The following is a 17,997-nucleotide window of genomic DNA, read 5'->3' as shown; positions in this document are numbered from 1 at the left end:
GGAGAAGCTATGCCGGGAGGAACTCGGCAAGCCAGTGCAGTTTGTGCCAGCGGTGTTCGAGCTTTGGGAATTACCCAGTTATCTCCGGGACCTAGCTGGACATCCCCGTAACACTACGTGGGCGACACAGCTCAGGCAGAGAAAAGGGCGACGAGCGCCACCACCGCCAAAGCGGTAGCGACGCACCCTGCGATCATGACCCAGTCCTGACGCTTCGCCATGCCGGGCACGCTCACCCTGGCCAGCGCAGGTCGTGTTGACCTAGGTCAACCGGCCAAAATCATTCATCGGCCGTCGAGGCATCACGCAACGAAGCGCCCTCACGCCTCGCGCGCGTAACTCTTCAACCGTGCCTGGAGCACAGCGATCGGGAGCCTTTCAGCCAGGCGGCGGCGAGCGGCAGGCGGCCGGCGCTGCTGCCGCGCTTCAGGCGGAGCGGCACAAAGCGGACGCCGGGGATCGCCATCCGCGCGGTCCAGCGCGGCACGATGGCAACGCCGAGCCTTGCCGCGACCATGTTGACGATGGTCTGCTTCTCGTCGGCGATCTCCTGGATATGCGGCGTCAACCCGGCCTCGTCGAACAGTTTTGTCATCAGATCGTGGCTGTGCGGCCGCGAGCGGCGTTCCGGCACGATCAGGGGCTGATCCGCGATGTCGGGCAGCACGATCTGCTTGCGCCGCGCCAGCGCGTGCTTGTGCGACAGCGCCACCACGGCGGTCTCCTGCAACAGCGGGACAAATTCGATGCGGCGGTCGGGCCGCTCCGGCGGGCGCACGAAGGCGAGGTCGAGCGCACCAGACAGCAGCTTCGGCAGCAGGCGGATGGTCTTCTCCTCGAGCAGTTGCACGGCAACATCAGGATGGGCGGCGCGGAGGTCGCGCAGCAGCGGCGGCAGCAGGCCGGCCGCCGCGCTGTCGATCGCGCCGATCCGGAAGCGGCGCGCCTGTGGCTTGCGCAGCCGACGGCGAAAGCCGTTCTCGATCGCCAGCAGCTTGATGTGGCGGCCCAGCGCCGACGGCATCGTCTGCAGGCGCAGCGCCGCGCGCCCGAAACGCAGTTCTCAGCAGCCGCCACGAAGCAGCGAAGCTGGTGCAGTTCCAAGACGTGGGGATTCCTTTCGGCTCAGTCATCGTCATGGCCGGGCTCGTCCCGGCCGTCCAGGTCTTCCTTTTATGCAGCCAAGACGTGAATGCCCGGCGCAAGGCCGGGCATAACGCGTTGTGGGGGAAGCGATCGAGCTCGTGTGCTCTCCGGCAAGAGCCGGGCGCGTCGTCACAGTGCGGGGGTCCACCTGTTGCGATGACGGTAGAGCTTTGACAGGCTGAAGTTTCCGACCTCTTGTTCGCCCTTGCGGAAAATGGCTATCGCCTTCTGAACGCTCATTTCCGAAATGATATCGGGCCGGCTTCCACAGAGCATGACGAGCTCGAAGATCAGATTGGTGAGGGCGGGCATATCGGTCCATTGCTGCGTCTGATAGGGCTCCTCCCAATGAGCCCAGGCCCAATCTTCGATCAGATAGAGACCATCGCTCTTGAGATAATGGAAGGACGCCTCGAAGCTTGCTCGCGAGAGCTCGTATTGATGCGAGGCGTCGTCGATAATCATATCTATTCGCTGGCCGGGGAATTCCGTCCTGATGATGGTCTGGACGCGCGCGGTGTCGCCTTGCGACGTATTGTAGTATAATTTGACGCGGTCCGTCAGACCGTGGTCGCGGATCAGGCCAAGCACCGCTGGGCTCGCAGGTCTGATATCGATCCCGACGAACTTGATACGTTCCTCGATCGCGGCAAGAAGCAAAGCCGAACCACCTTCGAAGATGCCGAATTCCAGGATATTGGTAACCCCGTTCTCGCGAATGAGGCTTTTGTAGCGATCAATCATCCCGCGGTTCTTGATGATCGCGATGGAATCCTTCGTCGTCCTGGCATCATTGAAGTTCTGCCTGATCAGGCCAAACTTCATGTTGTTGATCACGAAGGTATTCTCATCACTCCAGACTTCATCCATTGGGAACCCCCTGTCGATATTGACTCAATTAACTGATCGCTGTTGTTTGCCCTGTGGCGTGCAGAGCCTCTCCTGCCAGATAAGCGGTATTTTTTCTCCATCCTCCGACGGTGCTTGGCGCAATTCCTCGCCTGCAATCTGCATGCCTGGCGGACATGGCCACGCAGTTGTCATCGAATCACTGGCCGATTTGCATCCGGCGCCAGCCGTTGTAGTTGAGATCGATGACGAACCGACGGCACACGCCTTCGGATCGATCCGCGTCGGCCACACCAGCTTGAACGGCGGAAGTGTCGGGCGTCGGCCCGCCGCGTTGGCGATCACTTTGAGACGCCGCACGCCTTCAGACAGCGTCGGCTGAATCCAGCCGCCTTCGGAGCTCTCGTTCCAGGCATAGATCACAACGCTCTTGAAGCGATCGTTGCGCGGATTGTTGGCCGCCTGACTGATTGCAGCACGGATTTGCCGTGTCCATTCCTCATCGGTGGCAGGTTGACACCAGTCCGGATTCGGCTTGCGAGTTTTCAGTTCCTGAGGATCGCGCAAAGCCGGTCGATAATCCCAGCCAAGCGTCACGGTTGGCAGGAAGCCTCCAGAACCATTCTGGGCTTCGGCTTGCCAGGCTTTCTGTGCAAGAGCCGCGCAACTGGCGTACGGCAGGGATTTTCCATTCGACCCAAGGGCGGTCGCATATGTACTCGCCGCATCAAATCCTATCCTGTGAGCAACGGGCTCCGTCTCGGACAGGTTGAAGAGCAAGGCAACCAGGTAGAGATCTCGGCCGGTCGCGGCCTTGACCCGATCCCTCATATCCTTCAGGGCCGCCTTTGTACCCTCTTCACCCCCAAGCCCCTTTATCCACGGGGTCATCGTACCAAGCAGGAAGAACACAGGCGCCGAGCCGTCGCTCGCCCGCATGTAATCCGGCCCAGCTACCGCTTTGCTGATTGCATCACTCACCATCGGCACATCACGAGGGGGGAATGACAGGTTGAAATTCAGCGCGTATTTGATGCCGAGCTTGTCTGGAAGCCGAAGAAAATTTCCCAACGCCCGATTGAGCGCCACGGCTCGACTGGGATCGCGTCCCCAGGACGAACTCTCCAGGTAGTAGCCGAAGATGAAATAATCCAAGCCTGCGGACTTCGCGTAATGCACGTCCGCATTCAGTGCTCGTTCGGTGTTTCCGGGAAAACCGAGATTTCCGTTCGGCAGACGCTCTGTGTAATACGGAGCGCGCGCGCGCAATCCAGGGTCGGCCAGGACCTGCCCATAGGGACTGTCGAGACTCCAATTGTCCCACCGAATGGCACCTAATGAGACCTTGCTCGACGAGGCCGGTGCCGCAGTTGGTGCGGCGGGCGCTGCGGGTGCCACGGCGGAAGGACTGCCCTTGCTCACCTGAGCCATGGCTGGGAGTGAGGAGACTGCCGTCGCAAGCACAACAAGCAGACGGATCGAGCAGTGTCGGGCTGTCCACATCATCACTTTCCCTTGGTCCAAAGCCGCCATGATGCGGCTCGGGATTTCGGTAGTTACTCGACATGCATTCAAGAAGTAACAAAGGGCGCTTATGTGGCGGCGCACTGCAATCGTATCCGTTGAAGCGGAACATCGATGCAACAGCGTGAGATCAAACTGCTTTGGTTCTTGCAAGCATCGCGCCGCGATTCACATTAGGTCGAAACAGAACGGGATCGGTGGAACTTTCCGCACCATGCGTTTCAGTTGATCGAGGAACTTTCTGCCGCCGAAATGGGCACAGGCGTTACCGCGCTCCATGCCTCGCGACGACACGGTTGAAAAATCGAATGATCCTTCCATTGGTTGAAGACAGAGGCTCCGCGTTTTGCAACACAGGTCCCGAATCCATCGATCCGCAAAACGCGTGGTGGAATGGATTCCGAGCTCGCGCTTCGCACGCCCCGGAATGAAGAGAGAGAGAGAGAGAGAGAGAGACGTGTTCACGCCTCGCGCGCGTAACTCTTCAACCGTGCCTGGAGCACCGCGATCACCTGGTCGCGGACCGGATCGCGGGAGCCTTTCAGCCAGGCGGCGGCGAGCGGCAGGCGGCCGGCGCTGCTGCCGCGCTTCAGGCGGAGCGGCACAAAGCGGACGCCGGGGATCGCCATCCGTGCGGTCCAGCGCGGCACGATGGCAACGCCGAGCCTTGCCGCGACCATGTTGACGATGGTCTGCTTCTCGTCGGCGATCTCCTGGATACGCGGCGTCAGCCCGGCCTCGTCGAACAGTTTTGTCGTCAGATCGTGGCTGTGCGGCCGCGAGCGGCGTTCCGGCACGATCAGGGGCTGATCCGCGATGTCGGGCAGCACGATCTGCTTGCGCCGCGCCAGCGCGTGCTGGTGCGACAGCGCCACCACGGCGGTCTCCTGCAACAGCGGGACAAATTCGATGCGGCGGTCGGGCCGCTCCGGCGGGCGCACGAAGGCGAGGTCGAGCGCACCAGACAGCAGCTTCGGCAGCAGGCGGATGGTCTTCTCCTCGAGCAGTTGCACGGCAACATCAGGATGGGCGGCGCGGAGGTCGCGCAGCAGCGGCGGCAGCAGGCCGGCCGCCGCGCTGTCGATCGCGCCGATCCGGAAGCGGCGCGCCTGTGGCTTGCGCAGCCGACGGCGAAAGCCGTTCTCGATCGACTCAGCGCGGCCGAGCAGCGCGCGGCCCTCGCGCAGCAGCACAGCGCCGTCCTCGGTCAGCGACACCGCGCGCGTGGTGCGCGCGAACAGCCGCACCCCGAGATCCTCTTCCAGCAGCTTGATGTGGCGGCCCAGCGCCGACGGCATCATCTGCAGGCGCTGCGCCGCGCGGCCGAAATGCAGTTCCTCGGCAGCCGCGACGAAGCAGCGAAGCTGGTGCAGTTCCAAGACGTCGCTTCCTTATGCCCCGCGTTCGTCATGGCCGGGCTTGTCCCGGCCATCCACGTCTTTCTTTGCCGCCAAGACGTGGATGCCCCGCACAAGGCCGGGCACGACGCCAAGTGAGACCGGGTCCGATTATATCATTTTTTTGTATAAACCGGCGTGGGTTGAAGCGGAAGGGCGCGAGCTTCTAGGCTTTCCGATGGCGCGCGACAGGCGCCGTCCCAACAAACAAGACGAACCGGGGGAAGAAGCCCATGGAAAGCCAGCTTGGCGCGCGCGTATTGCGCAAGATCTCACTGCGCATCGTGCCGTTCATCATGCTGCTGTACTTCGTGGCGTTCATCGACCGCGTCAATATCGGCTTCGCCTCGCTGACCATGAACAAGGACATCGGCCTGTCGCCGACCGTCTATGGCTTCGGCGCCGGTATCTTCTTCTGGGGCTACTTCCTGTTCGAGGTGCCTTCCAACATCATCCTGCACAAGATCGGCGCGCGGATCTGGATCGCGCGGGTGATGATCACCTGGGGCCTGGTCTCGGCGGCGATGGCGCTGGTGCAGGGCGCGACCAGCTTCTACGTGCTGCGCTTCCTGCTCGGCGCCGCCGAAGCCGGCTTCTTCCCCGGCATCATCCTCTATCTCTCCTACTGGTTCCCGGCGCGGCAGCGCGCCGCCGTCACCGCGCTGTTCATGGCGGCGGCGCCGCTGTCGACCGTGCTCGGCTCGCCGCTCTCCGGTGCGCTGCTGGAGATGGACGGACTGCTCGGCTTCAAGGGCTGGCAATGGCTGTTCGTGCTGGAGGCCGTGCCCGCCGTGCTGCTCGGCTTCGTCGTGCTGGGCTTCCTGACCGACCGGCCGGAGCAGGCCAGATGGCTGGCCGACGACGAGCGCGCCTGGCTGGTCAAGACCATGAAGGCCGAGAACGACGGCAAGGCCCCGACCGCAAGCCACAGCATCTGGCGCGGCCTCGCCGACCCGCGGGTGCTGGCGCTGGCGCTGGTCTATTTCGGCACCTCGGCCGGGCTCTACACACTTGGGGTGTGGGCGCCGCAGATCATCAAGGCGTTCGGCCTGTCGTCGATCCAGGTCGGCTTCCTCAACGCGGTACCGGCGACGGTTGCCGTGATCGCGATGGTGCTGTGGGCGCGGCATTCCGACCGCACCGGCGAGCGCACCTGGCACGTGGTGCTGGCGTGCCTGATGGCCGCGGCGGGACTTGCGCTCGCCGGGCTGTGGACCGGCCTTGCCGCCGTGATCGCGGCGCTGACCCTGGTCAATATCGGCATCTCCTCGTCGAAGCCGCCGCTATGGAGCATGCCGACCATGTTCCTGTCCGGCTCGGCCGCCGCGGCCGGGATCGCCACCATCAACTCGATCGGCAATCTCGGCGGCTTCGTCGGGCCGGCGATGATCGGCTGGATCAAGGAACGCACCGGCAGTTTCGACGGCGGTCTTTATTTCGTCGCCGGCCTCTTGGTGCTCTCGGCCGTGCTCACGCTGCTGCTGTCGCGCGCGCAGAGCGCGCCGGCACAATCCGAACCGCAACCAAATCCCATGCGAACCCGCTAACCACTCATCCGGAGACAACCCATGCGTACCCATTCCATCGCCGCCATCCCCGCCGACGGCATCGGCCCCGAAGTGATCTCCGCGGGCGTCCGCGTGCTGGAGGCTCTGGCGAAGCGCAGCGGCGACATCAGCTTCAACGTCAAGACCTTCGACTGGGGCTCGGACTATTACAAGAAGCACGGCGTGATGATGCCGGCCGACGGGCTCGCGGAGCTGAAGAACTTCGACGCGATCTATTTCGGCGCGGTCGGCGCACCCGATGTGCCCGACCACATCACGCTGTGGGGCCTTCGCCTGCCGATCTGCCAGGGCTTTGACCAATACGCCAATGTGCGGCCGACCAAGATCCTGCCCGGCGTCGCCTCGCCGCTGCGCAATGTCGGCGTCGGCGATCTCGACTGGGTGATCGTGCGCGAGAATTCCGAAGGCGAATATGCCGGCATGGGCGGCCGCGCGCACAAGGGCCTGCCGGAAGAGGTCGGCACCGAAGTCGCTGTCTTCACCCGGGTCGGCGTGACGCGGATCATGCGCTATGCGTTCCAGCTCGCGCAGTCGCGGCCGCGCAAATTCCTCACCGTGGTGACCAAGTCGAACGCGCAGCGCCACGGCATGGTGATGTGGGACGAGATCGCGGCCGAGGTAGCGAAGGACTTCCCCGACGTCACCTGGGACAAGATGCTGGTCGACGCCATGACGGTGCGGATGACGCTCAATCCGAAGAGCCTCGACACCATCGTCGCAACCAATCTGCACGCCGATATCCTCTCCGACCTCGCCGGCGCGCTGGCCGGCAGCCTCGGCGTGGCGCCGACCGGCAACATCGACCCGCAGCGCCGCTATCCCTCGATGTTCGAGCCGATCCACGGTTCGGCCTTCGACATCACCGGCAAGGGGATCGCCAACCCGGTCGCGACGTTCTGGACCGGTGCGCAGATGCTGGAGCATCTCGGCGAGAAGGACGCCGCGGCGCGCCTGATGGCCGCGGTCGAGAAGGTGTGCGCGGCCGGCGTGCTGACGCCCGACGTCAGCGGCAAGGCGACGACGAAGGAAGTCACCGATGCGGTGATTGACGCGATCCATGGGTCGAATGTGTAAGGCGGCGACGGTCCCGTCGCATCACGCAGTGAGGCGAGCGCGCTAGTCGGACTCCCTTCCCCCTTGTGGGCCCTTGTGGGGGAGGGTTGGAGAGAGGGGTACCGCTTGCTCCGCTCTCCATGAGGATTAGAGACGCCCGCTGCGCACGCTGATCAACGATTGCCCTATCTCTCGCCGTCTCGCCCGGGGCCACCCCTCACCCCACCCTCTCCCACAAGGGAAGAGGGTGCCTGAGAGGGGTGCTCACCTCACGAAAGCGTGCCCGCCTCCGCGCAATTGGTCAGCCGCGCGGGCACGCCGATGGCGGTGCAGCCGGCGGGCACATCCGTCGTCACCAGCGCGCCGGCGCCGATCCTGGCGAAATCGCCGATCGAGAGATGTCCGATCACCGTGGCGCCGGCGCTGAGCAGCACGCCGTGGCCGATCTTCGGCGCGCGGCGCGGATCATCCTGATGCCGCGCGATGGTGACGTTCTGCAAAATCGTGACCTCGTCGCCGACCGAGGCCAGCGCGCCGATGATGATGCCGGTGCCGTGATCGAGGAAAACCGCCGTTCCAATCCGGGCCGACGGGTGAATGCTGATCTGCAATTGGTCCGCCGTCGCGCTTTGCATCATGAGCGCAAGGTCGGGGCGGTCCTGGCGCCACAGCCAGTTCGACACCCGCCAGGCCTGCAGCGCGACGAAGCCCTTGAAGTTGAGCAGCGGCGGCAGGAAGCCCGTGATCGCGGGATCACGGCGCACGATGGCCGTGAGATCGGTGGCCGCGGCATCGACCAGCACGGGCTCGGCCGCATAGGCTTCGCGGGCGGTCCGCGCGAACTGTGCGCGATCCTCTTCCGCGCGGCTGATATGCCGGCCGATCAGAAAAGCGAGCGCCCCGCCGAGGTCGCCCTGATCGAGAATGAAGGCGGCCGACGCCTCGAGGAACGGATCGGCAGCGATCGCCGCCTCCGCCTCGCGCCGGATCGCAAGCCAGAGCTCGCCGGCCGTCACTGTCGCTGATCCCGCCATAGTCTTCGCCTCATCGTCCGGATCCCAAACGATAGAGTGGGCGTCACCATCCCAAAATGCAAACCGCCCGCTTGCTCATCGCAAACGGGCGGCTCAGGGCCATCAGGTTCTATGGGGGCACATCGCCTGAAGGCTAGGACCGATCGACATTCATTGCATCCAGATCATTGCGGCAGCGAGATGGATGAAGCCGGTAAAGTTGTCAGATCGCCTGTCATAACGGGTTGCCAAGCGTCGGAAGTGTTTGAGCTGGCAAAAGCAGCGCTCGATGCGGTTGCGCTGTTTGTATGCGTCGGCGTCGTGCGGAATGATGATCCTGCGGGTGCGGTTTGACGGGATCACCGCCGTTGCGCCGATTTCCGCGATGATCGCACGCAGGGCGTTGCTGTCATAGGCCTTGTCGGCGAGCACGGCATCGCCGCTTTGGCCGTGGAGCAGTGCCGGCGCCTGGGTGATGTCATTAACTTGCCCAGCCGTGACGATGAAGCGGAGCGGACGGCCGAGCGCATCAGCCAGCATGTGGATCTTGGTGGTCAGTCCACCTCGGGAACGCCCCAGCGCCTGATCTTTGGCCCCCCTTTTCCGCTCGTCGCCTGCTGGTGGGCGCGAACGATGGTGCTGTCGATCATCAGATACTGGTTGTCGCGATCGGCGGTCAGAGCAGCGAACACGCGCTCCCAGACGCCGGCATGGCACCAGCGGCTGAAGCGCTGATGCACCGTTTTCCACTTGCCGTACCGTTCCGGCAGGTCGCTCCAGTGTGCGCCCGATCGCAAAACCCACAAACATCCGTTGACGAACAGTCGATTGTCCGCAGCCGTACGTCCCGGGTCGCCAGCTTTCCCCGGCAGCAGTGGCGCAATCCTCGCCCATTGCGCCTCCGTCAGCTCATATCGTTTCGCCGCCACCATCTGCTCCGTGTCTCGAATCACGGAACTCTATGAATCAGCGATCAAACCGCTTGGGAATCCTGAATGTCGATCGGTCCTAGCGCTTGCCTCGCGCGATCAGCTCTGCGGCGGCTGGTCGGTCGGCGGGGTCGGACGGGTCTTGTGCTGCGCCATGAAGGCGTCGAACTCTTCCTTGTCCTTGGCGTGGCGCAGGCGATCGAGGAAGTTCTTGAACTCGACCTGCTCCTCCTCGAGACGGCGCAGCGTGTCCTGGCGGTACTCGTCGAAGGCACGGTTGCCGCTGGAGGGCGGACCGAAGCCGCCGAACGGGAAGCCGCGGCGCTCCATGCGGCTCTTCATCCGCTCCATCTTGTCCTGCATGCGCTCCATCTTGTTCGCCCAGCGATCCTGATCGTAGTGACTCCAACAGGCCATCTTTCTGCTCCCGAGTGTGAAAAAGAGAAGGGCGAGGCCGATCGGCCACCAGATCATGAAGCCGAGGATGATCCCGGCGATCTTCAGGGGATGCCACGGCGTCGCGTAGAAGTAGGGACGGTAGGGCTCTTCGACGGGGCCGCGCCAGCGATTGACATCAGCGGTGTAGGCCATTTCCTTCTCCATCACGGCATCACGCCGTTGTGAATGTAAATAACATTTACATAGGTAGCCGATCCCTTGGGAAAGTCAAGCAGCGCGGGTGACGCACCCCTCGGATTATTTTTGGCTTGGCCGTTGAACCTTATTTCGGCTTGCCCCAGGGACCAGACCTTTCGCCGGCCGGCTTGTCGTCGGCGGCCGCGGTTCCAGGCCGGCGGTCGGTCGGGAAGCCGAGGCCGCGCAGATAGATCAGCACTTCGGCCTCGAGCAGATCCTCCGGCGACATCGGCAGCTTGCGCCGCGCGGCATCGCCGCGGCCGAACAGCGAAGCGACGCCGTGCGACATCGCCCAGATGTGTAGCGCCATCATCATCGCCGGCGGACGCGGCATGCCGGGCGGCGCCAGTGCCGCGAGCCGCTCGGCGGCGGCGCGGATGATCGCGAAGGCGCGCTCGCTTGCGGCCATCAAGGTCGGATTGGAATCGACCGGCAGGCCGGATTCGAACATCGCGGAATAGAACGCGGGCTCCTCGCGGGCGAAGGCGAGATAGGCCTTGCCGACCCGCTCGAACGCCGTGACGGTATCGGGGCGGCCGTCGTCCCAGGCCTGCGTCAGCAGCGATTCGAACTGCTCGAAGCCGCGCTGCGCGATGCTGGCGATCAACTCGTCGCGGTCGCGGAAGTGGCGGTACGGCGCGGCCGGGCTGACGCCGGCCATCCGCGCGGCATCGGCGAAGGTGAAGCCGGCCGGCCCCTTCTTCGAGATCAGGTCGAGGGCGGCCTGCAGCAACGCCTCTTTGAGATTGCCGTGATGATAGCCGCGCTCGGCGCGGCCTTGGTCCTTGCGCCAGCTCATGTGAACGGCTTTTACATGAGCCCGCGGTAAAGGTCACTAGCGGGGCGGCGCCGCGTCAATCAAGATTAACGGGTGTGACGCGGCCTCGCTGCACGCGCTTGACGGCAGTAGCCCGGCTCAAGCATGGCTCGATCTTCTCCTTCCCCCTGAAAGGGGGTCAGCCGCAGTCGACGCTGTATGCGGGGAGAGCAGATCCCACCCGCTTTGCTCTGGCGAGCAAAGCGACCCCCTTTTCAAGGGGAGGTGAATTCTCCCGCCTTAGCGGCCCGGGATCGGTAGCACCGGCATGATCTCCACGGCCTCGCCCGGGAAGATCGAGAAATGCGGGTGGTTCTCGAACAGCTTTGCCGCCGCTTCATGCGAGGGCGCGCGCACCACGGTGAAACCGGTCATCAGATTGGCGATGTCGGTGACGCCGCCCTGCCCGACCTGCTTGGTCTTGCCGAGCGGTCCGCCCATCTCGACGATCACGTCATGATGCTTCTCGACCCAGGCGCCCCAGGCCGCCATGCCCTGCTGCTCCTTGGCACGGCGTTCGGCCTCGGGCAGCGCGTTCCAGGCTGCCATCCGCGAGCCGGTTTTACCGCCGCCGAGATAGACGGCGAGGAAGGTGTTGGTGCTCATGTTGCGTCTCCGTTGTGGTCGTTGTTGGTGGACGATGGTTCGGTGATACGGTGACGCTTTGAAGCGGCATCGTTTCTCGTTGAATGTTCAGCGCGGCGCCTTGCCCCAGCCGCCCTGCGGATGCTCGAAGGTGGCGGCCGCCTGCTGCACCTCTTCGGAGAAATCGGCCATCTCCTGCACCTGGCGGATCTCGATCATCTCGTTCGCGGTGGCCGGGCACTTCCTGGCCCATTCGATTGCCTCGGCGCGCGAGGCGACCTCGATCATCCAGAAGCCGCCGATCACTTCCTTGGCCTCGGTGAACGGGCCGTCGATCACGACCGGCACGCCGGTGTCGAACTTGACGCGCGCGCCGGCGGCCGGCGGATGCAGGCCTTCCAGCGTGATCAGCACGCCGGCGTCCTTCAGCGCCTGATTGTACCGCATCATCGCGGCGACCCGTTCGGGGTCGAGCTCGAGCTTGGCCGGCGCGGACTCGTAGCCGAGCGGGATCATCAGCATCATGAAACGCATTGGTCGGATTTCCTTGCCTGTTGAGTAACTCGCAATCTTCACCCTCGTCATGCCGGGAAGCCCCACGCGGCGCCGGCCCGGAATCCACGACTTGCGACGATGATCATGTATTCCGGGCGCATCGCCGGTGCGATATCGCGGAATGACGTCGGGTGTCATTTCTTGCCCACCTGCGCACGCAGGCGCTCTCCCCGCTCGCGCAGCTCGGGCGTCAGCGCCTCGCCGAAATCCTCCGCGGCAAACACCTGGCGGATTTCGATCTCGGAGCCGCCGTCGAACGGCGCGCGCTTCATCCAGTCGATCGCTTCATCGAGCGACTTGGTCTCGATCAGCCAGAAGCCGGCGACCAGATCGCTGCTCAGGCCGAACGGGCCGCGCGACACCGTGCTCTGCCCGCCGGCATATTTGACGCGGGCACCCTTGCTGGTCGGATGCAGCCCCTCGCCGGCCTGCATCACGCCGGCCTTGACCATCTCCTCGTTGAACTTGCCCATCGCCGCGAGCAGCTCGGTGCTCGGCATCACGCCGGCCTCGGTGTCCCTGTTCGCCTTCACGATCACCATGAACTTCATCTTCCTGCTCCGTTGTCTTGTTCAGCTGCTTTGCCGGTATCTCCGGTGCTCGTCTCAAGGACGACGCGGGGCTTGCCACGCCGACAGGCCAAGCGAAATTATTTGGGAGGTCATTGCATCGCGCGCCACAGCCCTCAGCGGTCCTGCCTGACAAGTTCGCCGTCCTGGTGCGACGGGCCGAAATAGACGTCGATGCGCGACACCTTGTCGCCGTCGAACACGAAGAACTCGGTGTTGCGAAAGCTCTTGCCGTCGCGGGCGACGCAGCGATAGGTGACGAAGGCCTCGACGCCGTCGACCATGATGCGCTCGATCTCGTGGCGGCCGATCCAGCCGGAGTCGCGCCAGCACTCGGCGAAATAGGTCGGCTTGTCGATGTTCTCGCCATAGGGCGTCGAGAAGCGGAAATCCTCGGCGAACGCCGCCTCCACGCTCGCGCGGTCATTGGCGAGGTAGGCGGCGAAGAGGGAGCGGATGATCTCCGCCCTGTTGCCAGCTGCAGCCATGTCGTCTCCCACACGTATCGCCCGGGGCCCCGGAGCGGCCAGCGCTCCGGAAACCCGGGCCTCAGCGAAATGACGAACGGGGCGGCGCGAAAGCGACATCCCGCCACGATTTATTTTTGGAACCGGGTCGGAGGCCGGCTTGCGTCAGGTTTCCCGCGGGAACATGCCGAAATAGGGCTCGGCCTCCCTCAGCACGCGCGCGAAGGACGGCCGCGCCATCAGCCGCTCGAGATAGGCGGCCAGATGCCGATGGCCATCTCCGAACGGCTCGACCTTGTTGCCGTAGAACATCGTCGGCGCGGCCGCGCAATCGGCCAACGAGAAATGCTCGCCCATCATCCAGCCGCCACGCGCGCGTTGCGGATCGAGCTGCTGATCCAGGATCGCATAGGAGGTGCGGAGTTGCGCCCGCGCCTCGGCGACGCCATGCGGATCCTTGCTGTCCGCAGGCCGCAGCCGGTCGCCGACGACCTTCTGCATCGGCAGGTGGACATAGAGATCGAGGAAGCGATCGCGCAGCCGGATTTGCAGCGCGAGGTCCGGGTCCTCGGGGATCAGCCTGACGGCACCGGGATAATGCCGGTCGAGATATTCGATGACGATGCTCGATTCCGGCACCGTCTCATCCCGCGTCTCGTCGCGGAGCACGGGAAAGCGGCCGATCGGCGACAGCGCGAGCAGCGCCGCGCGCTCGGCAGGATCGCCGAGATTGACCATGTTCGGCGTGAATGGCGTGCCGTTCTCATAGAGCGCAATCAGCGCCTTCCAGCAGAACGAGGACAGCGGATGGTAATGCAGGGTAAGCGACATCGGAACTCCATCATGGAATGAGTGACCGGAGGACGAGGCCGGGACCGCCCTTCCGACATCTCTTGCCGTGATATTTTTATGGCGATACTTATTGCGGTCGGCGGGCGTGGACCAAGCATCGAACGCGACGCACATTCATCGAGCACGCGAATCACGTCGCTGCATCGATCGGTGAAAAGCGGCCGGCGATATCAGGCTTCGTAATAGACCCATCAGCATCGCTGAAGTAGACGCGCTTCAATCACCCCGCATCAGACGAAAGTCATCATCGATTTTCGTCCGTATGATTACGGTGAACATCGCGTGCTGCCGGTGGATGATAACGTGCGCTCTGAAAAAAAACCTTTGCGAATTGAAGCGGATGCATGCGCGGAACTTGGCGTTATGCAGTTCGTGCCAGGCGCGCGCGAGCAACAGGCTTTACCGATGCTAAACGGCTCGCTGCAACCTTTCCGTGAGTTGCCGCGATCCGCTTTTCCCTATCCCTTTTATTTGGACCTTCACGGAGCCCTGATGTTCAGTTTCAGCAACAAGGCCAAGATCGAGAATGCGCTGGCGCAGACTGCCGCGATCGGCAAGTCGCAGGCGGTGATCGAGTTCAAGCTCGACGGCACCATCGTCGACGCCAACGAGAACTTCCTGAATGCGATGGGCTACACGCTCGACGAGATCGAGGGCAAGCACCACAGCATGTTCGTCGATCCGGCCACGCGCGGCAGCCAGGACTATCGCGCGTTCTGGGCCGACCTGAACCGCGGCGTATTCCAGGCCGCGCAGTACAGGCGCATCGCCAAGGGCGGCCGCGAGATCTGGATCCAGGCCTCCTACAACCCGATCCTGGACAAGGGTGGCAAGCCGGTCGGCGTGATCAAGTTCGCCACCGACATCACCGCGCAGAAGATCCACAGCATGGAGGATGCCGGCAAGATCGCAGCGATCGGCCGGGCGCAGGCGGTGATCGAGTTCGACATGGACGGCACCATCGTCAATGCCAACGAGAACTTCCTCGGCGCTATGGGCTATTCGCTCGCCGAGATCCGGGGCAAGCACCACAGCATGTTCGTGCCGCCGGCCGACCGCGACAGCGTGGCCTATCGCGATTTCTGGGCGCGGCTGAACCGGGGCGCGTTCGAGGCCGGCGAATTCAAGCGGCTCGGCAAGGGCGGCAAGGAAATCTGGATCCTCGCCACCTACAACCCGATCCTCGACGACCGCGGCAAGCCGTTCAAGGTCGTCAAGTTCGCCACCGACGTCACGCAGCAGAAGGTGAAAACTGCCGACAATGACGGCCAGATCGATGCGATCGGCAAGTCGCAGGCGGTGATCGAGTTCAACATGGACGGCACGATCCGCACCGCGAACCCGAACTTCCTCGCCGCGATGGGCTATTCGCTTGCCGAGATCCAGGGCAAGCATCACAGCATGTTCGTCGAGCCCACTGAGGCGAGCGCGGCCGGCTACCGCGAGTTCTGGGGCGCGCTGAACCGCGGCGAATTCCAGGCCGCCGAATACAAGCGTATCGCCAAGGGCGGCCGCGAGATCTGGATCCAGGCCTCCTACAACCCGATCCTCGATCTCAACGGCAAGCCCTACAAGGTGGTGAAGTACGCCACCGACATCACCGCGCAGGCGATCGGCCGCAAGAAGGCCGACAGCGCGCGCGGCCTGATCGAGGCGGTCGCCGCCGGCAGCGAGGAGATGAGCGCCTCGATCCGCGAGATCTCGGAAACCATGACCAAGTCGAAGCAGAACGCCGCGGTCGCCACCGGCCGGGTCGAGGCTGCCGACGGACAGGCGCAGAAGCTCAATGCGGCAGCTCAGGCGATGAGCGGCATCGTCGAGATGATCTCGAGCATCACCGGGCAAATCAACCTGTTGGCGCTCAACGCCACGATCGAGTCGGCGCGCGCCGGCGAAGCCGGCCGCGGCTTCGCGGTGGTTGCCTCCGAGGTGAAGAGCCTCGCCAATCAGGCCAAGCAGGCGACCGACACGATCTCCTCGGAAATCGACGCGCTGAACTCGATCGCCGCCGAAGTCGTGAGCTCGCTGTCCGAGATCAAGGCGGCGATCGCCGGCGTCAACGAATACATCACCTCCACCGCCGCCGCGGTCGAGGAGCAGAGCATCGTGACGCAGGACATGTCCACCAACATGCAGCGCGCCTCTGCCGAACTCGCAGCGTAAGCCACGGTGCGATCCTCGAAGGATGGGCGGCCCGGGCTGGGGGCCGTGCATCCTTCGAGACGCGCCGCTTTGCGGGCTCTTCAGGATTGCGGCGAGAGGGTCGGCGTGCCGTAGGAAGCCGATACTCCACACTCCCCGGCTGGTGGCCGTGCACCCTTCGAGGCTCGCTACGCTCGCGCCTCAGGGTGACGGAGAGAGAGCATGCCGCGTGTCGCCGTCGGGTTGACACGTCGGAGTAAAGGTCGCAGACGGTCGGGACTTCCTGCCCGAACCGATGGACCATCCGATGAATTCCGCTTCCCCCAAAGTCGCACTCGTGACCGGCGCCGCGCGTGGCATCGGGCTTGCCGCGGCGAAACGCTTTCTCGCCGACGGCTGGCGCGTCGCGCTGCTCGACATCGAGGGCGAATTGCTGCGCGCGGCGGTCGCGGCGCTGAAGCAGCCCGACGACACGCTGGCGCTCACCTGCGACGTATCAGATGCCGCTGGCGTGGCAGCCGCGATCTCTGCGATCACGGACCGGTTCGGCCGGCTCGACGCGCTGGTCAACAATGCCGGCATTGCCGTGTTCACGCCGGTGCTGGAGACCTCGGACGCCGACTGGAGCCGGATCATGGCGGTCAACCTCACCGGCCCGTTCCTGTGCACCAAGGCGGCCGCGCCGTTAATGCGGGAGCATGGCGGCGGTGCAATCGTCAACATCACCTCGATCTCGGCGGTGCGCGCCTCGACGCTGCGCTCGGCTTACGGCACCAGCAAGGCCGGCCTCGCGCATCTCACCAAGCAGCTCGCGGTCGAACTCGCCTCGCTCGGCATCCGCGTCAACGGCGTCGCGCCCGGGCCGGTCGAGACCGCGATGGCCAAGGCCGTCCACACGCCGGAGATCCGCGCCGACTATCATGACGCCATCCCGCTCAACCGCTATGGGCTGGAGGAGGAGCTGGCGGAAGCGATCTTCTTCCTGTGCTCGGATCGCGCCAGCTACATCACCGGACAGATCCTCGCCGTCGACGGCGGCTTCGACGCCGCCGGCATCGGCCTGCCGACCCTGCGCGGCGCGCGACGGAATGGGTAACGGTTGATCGAACGAACTAATGTCACACCGCGACGGGACTGCACTCCCTCGCCCCGTTCTTACGGGGAGAGGGTTTGGGTGAGGGGCCCTCTCCGCGCGCGCAGTACCAGTTAGCCTCGCGGAGACTCCCCCTCGCCCGGAACGCATCTGTCGATGCGTTCCGACCTCTCCCCGCACGCGGGGCGAGGTAAAGCAGAGTCACTGCGCTATCAGCGCCCGTTCACCGCGACCACACGCCAGGCATCCGGCAGCCGGTCGATCCGCGTCAATGACAGCGGATCGATGACGAAGCGCAGCGCGAGCTCCGGGGCAAGCTCGAGCGCGATCGCAAGGATCGCGCGAATGGTGCCGGAATGCACGACCAGTACGACGTCGCCGGACGGCAGACGCGCGAGCCCTGCCCGCGCCCGCGCGATCTGATCGGCAAAGCTTTCGCCGCGCGGCGGCCGGTTGCTGCCCGGCGATTGCCAGAACGCGCGATAGGCCGCGCCGAGCTCGGCTTCGATCTCGCTGTGACGCCGGCCGGTCCAATCGCCAAAATCCTGCTCGCGAAAGGCGTCGTCCTCCGTTGCCGTGAGACCGAGCTTTGCTGCGGTCTCACGGGTGCGCCGCGCCGGACTGCAGACCGCGCGAGCGTGGGCCGGCAGCCTCGCCTGCAACGACGCGAATGCCGCGGCATCGCCGAGGTCGGCGGGCGCATCCGGCGCGTGGATCACGCCGCGCGGACCGTCCACCGGCGCATGACGGATCAGCCAGAAACGCGTTTCGCGATCCATGTTCCGCTCACGCTTTCATTTTG

16 protein-coding genes and 2 pseudogenes are annotated in these 17,997 nt (G+C 64.4%); 4 read left to right on the top strand and 14 right to left on the bottom strand.

Annotated elements, in window-relative coordinates:
• Positions 1 to 320 precede the first annotated feature (320 nt).
• From ACVI1L_RS19415 to ACVI1L_RS19400, 4 genes and pseudogenes are all read right to left on the bottom strand, one after another.
• A pseudogene (locus ACVI1L_RS19415) lies at positions 321 to 1,104 on the bottom strand (LysR family transcriptional regulator).
• 171 nt (positions 1,105 to 1,275) lie between these two features.
• Complete coding sequence (locus ACVI1L_RS19410; protein ID WP_057016230.1) at positions 1,276 to 2,016, bottom strand: class I SAM-dependent methyltransferase; 741 nt, start codon at positions 2,014 to 2,016, stop codon at positions 1,276 to 1,278.
• 24 nt (positions 2,017 to 2,040) lie between these two features.
• Positions 2,041 to 3,672 (bottom strand): glycoside hydrolase family 71/99 protein, encoded by a 1,632-nt coding sequence (locus ACVI1L_RS19405; protein ID WP_156436127.1) that lies wholly within the window; start codon positions 3,670 to 3,672, stop codon positions 2,041 to 2,043.
• Between the two features lie 308 nt (positions 3,673 to 3,980).
• A complete protein-coding gene (locus ACVI1L_RS19400; RefSeq protein WP_456783575.1) occupies positions 3,981 to 4,898 on the bottom strand; it encodes a LysR family transcriptional regulator in 918 nt (305 codons plus the stop codon).
• A gap of 251 nt (positions 4,899 to 5,149) precedes the next feature.
• Between ACVI1L_RS19400 and ACVI1L_RS19395 the strand changes: the two genes are divergently transcribed.
• Positions 5,150 to 6,463: an MFS transporter gene (locus tag ACVI1L_RS19395; RefSeq protein WP_456783574.1), complete on the top strand. Its 1,314-nt coding sequence runs from the start codon at positions 5,150 to 5,152 to the stop codon at positions 6,461 to 6,463.
• A 21-nt stretch (positions 6,464 to 6,484) separates the two neighbouring features.
• Complete coding sequence (locus tag ACVI1L_RS19390) at positions 6,485 to 7,558, top strand: tartrate dehydrogenase (protein ID WP_057016226.1); 1,074 nt, start codon at positions 6,485 to 6,487, stop codon at positions 7,556 to 7,558.
• Positions 7,559 to 7,806: 248 nt separating this feature from the next.
• On the opposite strand, the gene ACVI1L_RS19385 is transcribed toward ACVI1L_RS19390, so the two are convergent.
• The 9 genes and pseudogenes from ACVI1L_RS19385 to ACVI1L_RS19345 form a co-directional block, all read right to left on the bottom strand.
• A complete protein-coding gene (locus ACVI1L_RS19385; protein WP_057016225.1) occupies positions 7,807 to 8,571 on the bottom strand; it encodes a serine O-acetyltransferase in 765 nt (254 codons plus the stop codon).
• A gap of 150 nt (positions 8,572 to 8,721) precedes the next feature.
• Positions 8,722 to 9,482, bottom strand: a pseudogene (locus ACVI1L_RS19380) (IS5 family transposase).
• Between the two features lie 96 nt (positions 9,483 to 9,578).
• Entirely contained in the window at positions 9,579 to 10,070 is a 492-nt protein-coding gene (locus ACVI1L_RS19375) for a DUF2852 domain-containing protein (protein ID WP_057016264.1), read from the bottom strand.
• Positions 10,071 to 10,200: 130 nt separating this feature from the next.
• Positions 10,201 to 10,914, bottom strand: a complete 714-nt coding sequence (locus ACVI1L_RS19370) for a TetR/AcrR family transcriptional regulator (RefSeq protein ID WP_050385230.1) — start codon at positions 10,912 to 10,914, stop codon at positions 10,201 to 10,203.
• A gap of 258 nt (positions 10,915 to 11,172) precedes the next feature.
• Entirely contained in the window at positions 11,173 to 11,538 is a 366-nt protein-coding gene (locus tag ACVI1L_RS19365; RefSeq protein ID WP_057016224.1) for a YciI family protein, read from the bottom strand.
• Between the two features lie 87 nt (positions 11,539 to 11,625).
• On the bottom strand, positions 11,626 to 12,051 hold the full coding sequence (locus ACVI1L_RS19360; RefSeq protein ID WP_456783573.1) for a YciI family protein: 426 nt from the start codon (positions 12,049 to 12,051) through the stop codon (positions 11,626 to 11,628).
• 155 nt (positions 12,052 to 12,206) lie between these two features.
• Positions 12,207 to 12,623: a YciI family protein gene (locus ACVI1L_RS19355; RefSeq protein ID WP_057016223.1), complete on the bottom strand. Its 417-nt coding sequence runs from the start codon at positions 12,621 to 12,623 to the stop codon at positions 12,207 to 12,209.
• A 134-nt stretch (positions 12,624 to 12,757) separates the two neighbouring features.
• A complete protein-coding gene (locus ACVI1L_RS19350; protein ID WP_057016222.1) occupies positions 12,758 to 13,129 on the bottom strand; it encodes a nuclear transport factor 2 family protein in 372 nt (123 codons plus the stop codon).
• 144 nt (positions 13,130 to 13,273) lie between these two features.
• Positions 13,274 to 13,939: a glutathione S-transferase family protein gene (locus tag ACVI1L_RS19345; protein WP_316396510.1), complete on the bottom strand. Its 666-nt coding sequence runs from the start codon at positions 13,937 to 13,939 to the stop codon at positions 13,274 to 13,276.
• Between the two features lie 513 nt (positions 13,940 to 14,452).
• Between ACVI1L_RS19345 and ACVI1L_RS19340 the strand changes: the two genes are divergently transcribed.
• Positions 14,453 to 16,123, top strand: coding sequence for a methyl-accepting chemotaxis protein (locus ACVI1L_RS19340; protein WP_456783572.1), 1,671 nt, complete (start codon positions 14,453 to 14,455; stop codon positions 16,121 to 16,123).
• A 286-nt stretch (positions 16,124 to 16,409) separates the two neighbouring features.
• Entirely contained in the window at positions 16,410 to 17,198 is a 789-nt protein-coding gene (locus ACVI1L_RS19335; protein WP_028341382.1) for an SDR family NAD(P)-dependent oxidoreductase, read from the top strand.
• Positions 17,199 to 17,407: 209 nt separating this feature from the next.
• On the opposite strand, the gene ACVI1L_RS19330 is transcribed toward ACVI1L_RS19335, so the two are convergent.
• Positions 17,408 to 17,974, bottom strand: a complete 567-nt coding sequence (locus ACVI1L_RS19330; RefSeq protein ID WP_057016219.1) for a histidine phosphatase family protein — start codon at positions 17,972 to 17,974, stop codon at positions 17,408 to 17,410.
• Positions 17,975 to 17,997: the final 23 nt, after the last annotated feature.

The sequence above is a fragment of the Bradyrhizobium sp. USDA 4516 genome, assembly GCF_054055915.1.
This window is presented reverse-complemented; position numbering and strand designations above follow the sequence as displayed.